Annotated in this window: 8 protein-coding genes; 6 read left to right on the top strand and 2 right to left on the bottom strand. The window is 67.1% G+C overall.

Going from position 1 to position 7,360, the window contains the following annotated elements; translation table 11 throughout:
* Positions 1-344: 344 nt before the first annotated feature.
* Positions 345-1,271 (bottom strand): YihY/virulence factor BrkB family protein, encoded by a 927-nt coding sequence (locus WEB52_03820; GenBank protein ID MEX2225560.1) that lies wholly within the window; start codon positions 1,269-1,271, stop codon positions 345-347.
* Between the two features lie 76 nt (positions 1,272-1,347).
* Here WEB52_03820 and proB point away from each other — a divergent pair, with 76 nt between their 5' ends.
* The 4 genes from proB (at position 1,348) to WEB52_03840 (ending at position 4,286) form a co-directional block, all read left to right on the top strand.
* Positions 1,348-2,493, top strand: coding sequence for a glutamate 5-kinase (gene proB, locus WEB52_03825; GenBank protein MEX2225561.1), 1,146 nt, complete (start codon positions 1,348-1,350; stop codon positions 2,491-2,493).
* A 272-nt stretch (positions 2,494-2,765) separates the two neighbouring features.
* Positions 2,766-2,936: a hypothetical protein gene (locus WEB52_03830; protein MEX2225562.1), complete on the top strand. Its 171-nt coding sequence runs from the start codon at positions 2,766-2,768 to the stop codon at positions 2,934-2,936.
* 43 nt (positions 2,937-2,979) lie between these two features.
* Positions 2,980-3,720 carry an enoyl-CoA hydratase/isomerase family protein gene (locus WEB52_03835; protein MEX2225563.1) on the top strand — a complete coding sequence of 247 codons (741 nt, stop codon included), beginning with the start codon at positions 2,980-2,982 and terminating at the stop codon, positions 3,718-3,720.
* Complete coding sequence (locus tag WEB52_03840) at positions 3,717-4,286, top strand: hypothetical protein (protein ID MEX2225564.1); 570 nt, start codon at positions 3,717-3,719, stop codon at positions 4,284-4,286. The genes WEB52_03835 and WEB52_03840 overlap by 4 nt, the downstream gene beginning before the upstream one ends.
* Positions 4,287-4,326: 40 nt before the next feature.
* Here the strand turns inward: WEB52_03840 and WEB52_03845 are convergent, their stop codons facing one another.
* Positions 4,327-5,643 (bottom strand): adenylosuccinate synthase, encoded by a 1,317-nt coding sequence (locus tag WEB52_03845; GenBank protein ID MEX2225565.1) that lies wholly within the window; start codon positions 5,641-5,643, stop codon positions 4,327-4,329.
* A 220-nt stretch (positions 5,644-5,863) separates the two neighbouring features.
* Here WEB52_03845 and WEB52_03850 point away from each other — a divergent pair, with 220 nt between their 5' ends.
* Positions 5,864-6,460, top strand: coding sequence for a hypothetical protein (locus WEB52_03850; GenBank protein MEX2225566.1), 597 nt, complete (start codon positions 5,864-5,866; stop codon positions 6,458-6,460).
* A 67-nt stretch (positions 6,461-6,527) separates the two neighbouring features.
* Entirely contained in the window at positions 6,528-7,154 is a 627-nt protein-coding gene (gene tmk / locus WEB52_03855; GenBank protein MEX2225567.1) for a dTMP kinase, read from the top strand.
* The last annotated feature ends 206 nt before the right edge of the window (positions 7,155-7,360 follow it).

Consider the following 7,360-nt stretch of genomic DNA (forward strand, 5'->3'; position numbering starts at 1 on the left):
GCGTTCTGCCGTGTGGTGCGCTTGCGTCTGCGTTGGAAGCCGGCGTCGTGGGTTGTCGATCGTTGGGGGTGACGGAACCACAGAGGCACAGAGGCGCAGAGGGTTTGATTTTTGAGCGCGGGCTTTCAGCCCGCGTTCTGCCGTGTGGTGCGCTTGCGTCTGCGTTGGAAGCCGGCGTCGTGGGTTGCCGATCGTTGGGGGTGACGGAACCACAGAGGCGCAGAGGCGCAGAGGCGCAGAGGCGCAGAGGGTTTGATTTTTGAGCGCGGGCTTTCAGCCCGCGTTTCCGTTACAGCGCGCGTCTGCGTTGTCGTTTGTCATCTGCGTGGGGCCGGGACAACGAGCTACTGGCGCAGGAAGAGGCCGCGCAGCGCCCGGAGCGCTTGCTCGCTGATTGGATCGCCGGGCACCCTAGGGTGGATCTCCTCTTCGAAGGCGCCGGCGTGGAAGCGCTCCGACGTGTGCGCGACCTCGGCGCCGAAGAGCAAGATGACGGACGACAGGTAGGTGTAGAAGAGGAACAGCACGATGCCGGCGAGCGAGCCGTAGACGACGTCGTAGTTGTTGAAGTTGGCGACGTAGATGGCAAACGAGTTCTTGAGCAGTTCGAAGAGCACCGTGGCGATGACGGCGCCCGGCAGCACATCGCGCAGGGCGGGGCGGGTTGCCGGCACGATGTGGTAGAGCGTCGCGAAGGTGACGAAGGTGACGGCGGCCGGGATCAGCACGGCGGGGACTTCCCAGAGCGGGCTCTGACCGGCGATCGGGCCCCACTGCTCGGCGCTGGCCTCGCGCACGGCGCGCACGACGCCTGTGGCGACGAGCGACGAGATCAGGATCGCGCTGAGCAGCCCGATCTGCAGGAAGTCGACGAGTTTACCCTGCGCGAACGGTCGTTCCTCGTCGACGCGCCAGACGTTGTTGAGCGCGCGGCGGACGGCGGAAAACACGGACGACGCCGTCCACAGCGCGAAGACGAGACCGACGATGGCGATAGCGCCGCTGGCCGCCTGCACGCTATCGAGCAGGTCGGCGACGTCCTGGCGCCCTTCGGTCTGCGTGAGCGGCAGTTGGTCGAGCACGTAGTCGACGATCTCGTCGCGGCGGCCTTCATCACGCAGGACGAGACCGAACACCGAGAAGGCGAGGATGGCGATCGGCACGATCGCGAAGAGGACGTAATACGCGATCGCGGCGGCGTAGAGACCGGAGTTCGCACGGCCGTAGCCGCGAAACGTCTGCTTGGTGAGCACCCAGGCGGCGCGAAACACGCTGCATTGTGGCACATGGCGCACGCCGGAGGCGGCCGGGGCCGCTGATATACTCCGCCCAAGTTGGACGGAGCGCATGACTAGACCACGCACGGGCCGCGGCGGGGGCGCCGGCTATCGGCGGATCGTCGCCAAGTTCGGCACGAACCTGCTCACCGGCGGCAGCGACGAGCTCGACACGAAACTCATGGCATCGCTGGCGGCGCAGGTGGTGGCGCTGCTCGACGAGGGTCGCCAGGTGCTTGTGGTGACGTCGGGGGCGATCGCCGCCGGCCGCGAGCGGCTGGACGCACACCAGGACCGCAAGGACGTGCCGTTCCGGCAGGTGCTGGCCGCGGTCGGGCAGACGCACCTGATGCACACGTACGACCGGCTCTTCGCGAAGCACGGACGCGTTGTCGGGCAGACGCTGCTGACGCGACGCGACATCGCCGACCGCGTCGGGTACCTGAACGCCCGCAACACATTACTGGCGTTGCTCGAATTGGGCGTCGTGCCGATCGTCAACGAGAACGACGCGGTAGGCGTCGACGAGATCGCGGGCGCGAAGATCGGCGACAACGACAATTTATCGGCGCTCGTCGCGAACTTGATCGACGCCGACATGCTGGCGCTGCTCACCGACACCGGCGGCCTGTACACCGCAGACCCGCGCAAGCAACGCGACGCGACGCTGATCGACCGCGTGGACCGGATCACGAAAGAGATCGAGCAGATCGCCGGCGAGAGCGACACAGGGCGCGGCACCGGCGGCATGGTGACCAAGCTGCAGGCGGCGAAGCTCGCGACCGGCGGCGGCTCCGACGTATACATCGCGCCGGGGCACGAGCGCGACATCCTGACGCGGATCGCGCGCGGCGAGCACGTCGGCACGCTGATGCCGGCGCGCACGAGCCGCATGGAGAGCCGCAAGCGCTGGATGCTCTCGGGGCTGGCGACGAAGGGCTGCATCATCGTCGATGCGGGGGCGGGGCGGGCGCTGCTCGAACAGAAGCGCAGCCTGTTGCCGGCGGGCATCCGCGACGTGCAGGGGCCGTTCAAGCGCGGCGATGCGGTGAGCATCTGTCTCCCCGACAGCCCGCCGATCGCGTGCGGCATCACGAACTACAGCGACGAAGAAGTGAGCGCGATCCGGGGGCTGCGGTCGGACCGCATCGCGGGGGCGCTGGGGTATCACTACGGGTCAGAGGTGGTACACCGGAACAATCTGGTGGTGCTGTAGCGCGCTGCGCGCGCAGTTGTCAGTTTTCAGTTGTAAGTAATAAGTAGAGGTCAGCGACTTACGACTTCGGAACGTAGGACTCAGAACTCACAGTTGCTACGCTTTGGGCGCTGCGCGCAGTCGTCAGTTTTCAGTCGTCAGTTTTCAGTGACGCCGCGGCGTAGATGGCGCACGTTCTGCAGAGTCAGCGGCGAGTAGAATGCCGTGCCTCACGACGTAGAACTTAGCACGTAGGACTCAGAACTCACACTTGCTACGCTTCGGGCCTGAGTTTGGATAACACTTCTCCTCTCCTGTACGAAAAGACGGGCGACGGCGTCGCGTGGGTGACGCTGAACCGGCCGGACGTCCTCAACGCCGTCAATATGGCGATGCGCGACGAGCTGTGGACGCTGCTGGCGCGCTGCGCGCGCAGTTGTAAGTTTTCAGTTGTCAGTTTGTAAGTAGCACTTAGGACTCAGAACTCACACTTGCTACGCTTCGGGCGTGAGTTTGGATAGCACTTCTCCGCTCCTGTACGAAAAGACGGGCGACGTCGCGTGGGTGACGCTGAACCGGCCCGACGTCCTCAACGCCGTCAATATGGCGATGCGCGACGAGCTGTGGACGCTGCTGCACGCCGTCCGCGACGACCCGGACGTGCGGTGCATCATTTTTCGGGGGGCGGGTGAGCGTGCGTTCAGCGCCGGCGCGGACATCGGCGAGTTTGGCAGCGCGCCGTCGTACGTGGAGGCACGCGCCGGGCGCAGCGAGCGTGATACCTGGGGCATGATGCTTTCGATCATGAAGCCGATGGTCGCCGCGATCCATGGTTTTGCGTTCGGCGCCGGGTGCGAACTGAGCCTGTGCTGCGACCTGCGCATCGCGTCGGAGGATGCGACGTTCGCGCTGCCAGAGGTACACCTGGGCTACATGCCATCGGCGGGGGGCACGCAGACGCTGTCGCGCACGATCGCGCCGGGCATCGCGCGCGAGATGATCCTGAGCGCGGCGCCGATCGACGCGCAGCGGGCGCTGCGATGCGGGCTCGTGCAGCGCGTGGTGCCGCACGAGCGCCTCCTTGCGGAGTCGACGGAGATGGCGCGCACGCTGGCATCGCTGCCGCCGGCGGCTGTCGCCGCGGCGAAGGAGGCGATGCAGCGCGGCGCCGACGTGTCGCTCGAGGCGGCGTTGCGCATCGAAACGGCGCTGGCGCTGCGCGTACACGCGAAGGCGCGCTCCGAGTGAGCGAAGCTGGGCAGCCGGAGCGCGGAAGATGGGTGCGTGGATGCCTGCTGCGCGCGCTGATCGCGATCGGGGTGCTGGTCGTGGTGGGACTTGCGATCGGGCTGGCGTTCGACAACGACGACGCCAACGTGCCGACGGACGACGTGAACGCGGGGCCGGCAGAGAATTACGAGCGCGGCGACGTCTCGTACATCGCGTCCGAGCACATCTACGTGACGCGGCTCGAAGACGGCACGTTCATCGCGCTGTACGACAAGTCGCCGAAGCAGCAGGAACTGAACAGCGCCTGCCGCGTGTTTTTCGACGAGTTCGCGCAGCTGGGGCCGCTGGAGCAGCTAGCGGGCATCAAAGGCGCGTTCGTCGAGGAGTGCGAGGCGACGCGGGGCGTCTGGCGCGCCGATGGTGAGCGCGCGTTCGGCGCCGGTTACGGCGACCTCGACCGCTTCAACACGCGGACCAACGACGAAGGTGAGCTGATCGTCGACACGGGTACGCGCACGTGCACGCGCAGCCGGGGCACAGGCGTGCCGCCGTTTACGGAGACGGCGTGTCGGGGGAATGAGTGACGAGTCCTAGGTTTTAAGTCGTAAGTTGTAAGTGCGTCCGCTAGCGGCGGGGTTTCACTTTCAGGACGTCGTGGACGATGATCGCCTGGTCGCGCTCGGGGCCTACCGAGACGATGTCGATCGGGATCTTCAGCAGCCGCTCGATGTAGCGGATGTACTCCTGCGCCTGTGGGGGGAGTTCGTCCCAGGTGCGGCAGCGGTTGGTCGGGGCACGCCAGCCTTCGACTTCTTCGTAGACGGGTTTGACGTTGCCGAGCTGGACGGAGCTTGCCGGCAGCGTCGTCAGGCGGCGGCCGTCTTCAGTCTCGTACGCTGTGCAGATCTTGATCGAGGGGAAGTTATCGAGCACGTCGAGGCGCGTGAGCACGCCGCTGGTGACGCCGTTCACCATGGCGCTGTAGCGCGAGGCGACGGCGTCGAACCAGCCGGTGCGGCGGGGACGGCCGGTCGTCGTGCCGATCTCCGGGCGCGGCCCTTCGATGCGCAGGATCTGGCCGGTCTCGTCGTGCAGCTCGCTCGGCATCGGGCCGTTGCCGACGCGCGTCATGTAGGCCTTGTAGATGCCGACGACCTGCTGGATCACGGTCGGACCGATGCCGATGCCGATGCCGGCGCCGCCGGCGGATGACGACGGTACGCTCGACGTGACGTATTCGTAGGTGCCGGCATCGAGGTCAAGCAGGCAGCCCTGCGCGCCTTCGAGCAGGACGGTCTCGCCGCGGTCCAGCGCTTCATGCACGATCTGCGCCGTATCGCGCACGAACGGTGCAAGGCGCGCGCCGTAGGCGCAGTACTGCTGATAGACCTCGTCGAAGTCGAGCGGCGTCAGGTTGTAGAGCTGTTGCAGAACCTTGTTCTTGTAGGGCAGCACGAACTCGAGGCGCGCGCGCAGCGCGTCGGCATCGATCAGGTCGCCGACGCGGATGCCGATGCGGGCCACCTTATCGGTGAAGCAGGGGCCGACGCCGCGCCCCGTCGTGCCGATCGCCGCTTCGCCGCGCAGGGCTTCGTCGGCGAGGTCGATGAGCGGGTGCCAGGGCATGATGACGTGGCAGCGGTCGCTGATGAACAGGTTGGCGACGCTGATGCCGCGCGAGACGAGCTGGTCGATCTCATTGAGGACGATCGCCGGATCGACGGCGACGCCGTTGCCGATAAGGCAGGTTTTTTCGGGGTAGAAGATGCCGGCCGGCACGACGTTGAGCTTGAATTCGCCGCGGTCGTTGATCACGGTGTGGCCGGCGTTGTTGCCGGCGGAGTATCGCGCGACGACGGTCGCGCCCTGAGCGATCAGGTCGACGACGCGGCCCTTGCCTTCATCGCCCCACTGGCCGCCGATGACAACTACTGCTGGCATAAAGTACGGCCGCACCCGCGCCGGGCCGGCCGCTCCTCCAGGAAGCTGGCGTACGCCCGTTTGGGCGCAGCGCGGGGAGTATAGCAGATTGGAGGTTGGTCGTTGGTCGTTGGTCGCTGGTTGCTGGTCGCTGGTTGCTGGACGCGGGAAGCGGGAAGCGGGAACACGTGCAAGGCTGCGTCGTGTTGTAGGCGCCTCTGGCGTATGTTCCACTGCCCGCATGATGGATCTTTATCGCCGGATCGCGATCGCGCTGCCGGCGCTGGCGGTGATCCTCGTGGCCTGCGGCGGCGGTGACAATGACCGGACGCCGGGCGCTACGACGACGCCGCGCGAGCAGTTCACGCCGGGGTTGGCGACGGCGGTGACGACGGAAGGGGCAGGGCGCACGGCTACGCTCGGCGCCGAGGCGTTCGTATCGGACCGCACGCTGCCGGCCGATCGGCTCTCCGCCGAGCGCCTGGAGGACGCGGGCACGGCGACCGCCGCCGACGGGCAAACGATCCCGATGGCCCGCGCCGCGTCGGACGAGGTTGCGGCGTGGGAGTTGGTGTCGCCGGATGCAGCCGGGTGGCTCGTCTGGCGGCCCGCCGTCGTCGATGGCGTGCTGGAGGATGCAGGCGCGGGCGCGACGCTGGTCTCCGTCGAAGATGTCAACTGGCCGACTGCCTGCCTGGGCGCCGCGTCGGCAGGTGAAGTGTGCGCGCAGGTCGTCACGCCGGGCTATCGCATCGTCATCGAGCAGGGCGGGGAGACGATCACGTATCACGCTTCGCGTGCGGGGCAGATTCGCCGCGCGACGTCCGGCGGCGACTGAACTGTTCGCCGTTCGCGACAGTTGGGATAGCGTTGCCGTAACCGCGGCGATGCCGTAGGACTCACTCATGACGCGACGAGGGACGTTCATCGTGTTCGAGGGTGGTGAGGGCGCCGGCAAGTCGACGGTGCTCGCCGGTGTTGCTGCGCGCCTGCGCGGCGATGGCTGCGAAGTCGTGGAGACGCGCGAGCCCGGCGGGACGCCGCTCGGCGAGCAGATCCGCGCGCTCGTCCTCGCATCGAAAGCGGTAGATGATCCGCTCGCGGAGTTGCTGCTGTTCGAGGCGGCGCGCGCTCATCTTGTGGCGAGCGTCGTAGGGCCCGCGCTCGAACGCGGCGCAATCGTGCTCTGCGATCGCTACAGCGCGTCGTCGATCGCGTACCAGGGGTCCGGGCGGGGGTTGGGGCGCGACGTGGTGGAGCGGGCGAACGCCGTGGCGACGCAGGGCATCGCGCCGGACCTGACGCTGCTGTTGGACCTGCCGGTCGAAGCGGGTTTGGCGCGTCGCGCGGGCGCCGGTGAGGGGAACCACTTCGACCGCGAGACGATCGACTTTCACGAGCGAGTGCGGGCGGGGTTTCTGGCGCTTGCTTCAGAGGCGCGCGGCGGATGGGCGGTGCTCGATGCGACGCGGCCGTTCGAGGATGTGGCGGCGGCGGCGCTGGATGCGATTCGGGTTGTTATGCGTGGGTAGTTGCGGGCGGCGCGGCGCGGTGTTGTTGCCGGTTGCAGCGATTGGTCGGTTGCGCGGAGGTTGTCGTGCGAGAGATTCTTCGCTTCGCTCTGAATGACGGCTGGTCGCCGGCTGCATCGATTGGTCGGCTGCGCGGAGGTTGTCGTGCGAGGAGATTCTTCGCTTCGCTCTGAATGACGGTTGGTCGCCGGTTGCATCGATTGGTC

The organism is Dehalococcoidia bacterium, assembly GCA_040902535.1.
Lineage (GTDB): Bacteria > Chloroflexota > Dehalococcoidia > DSTF01 > JACRBR01 > JBBDXD01.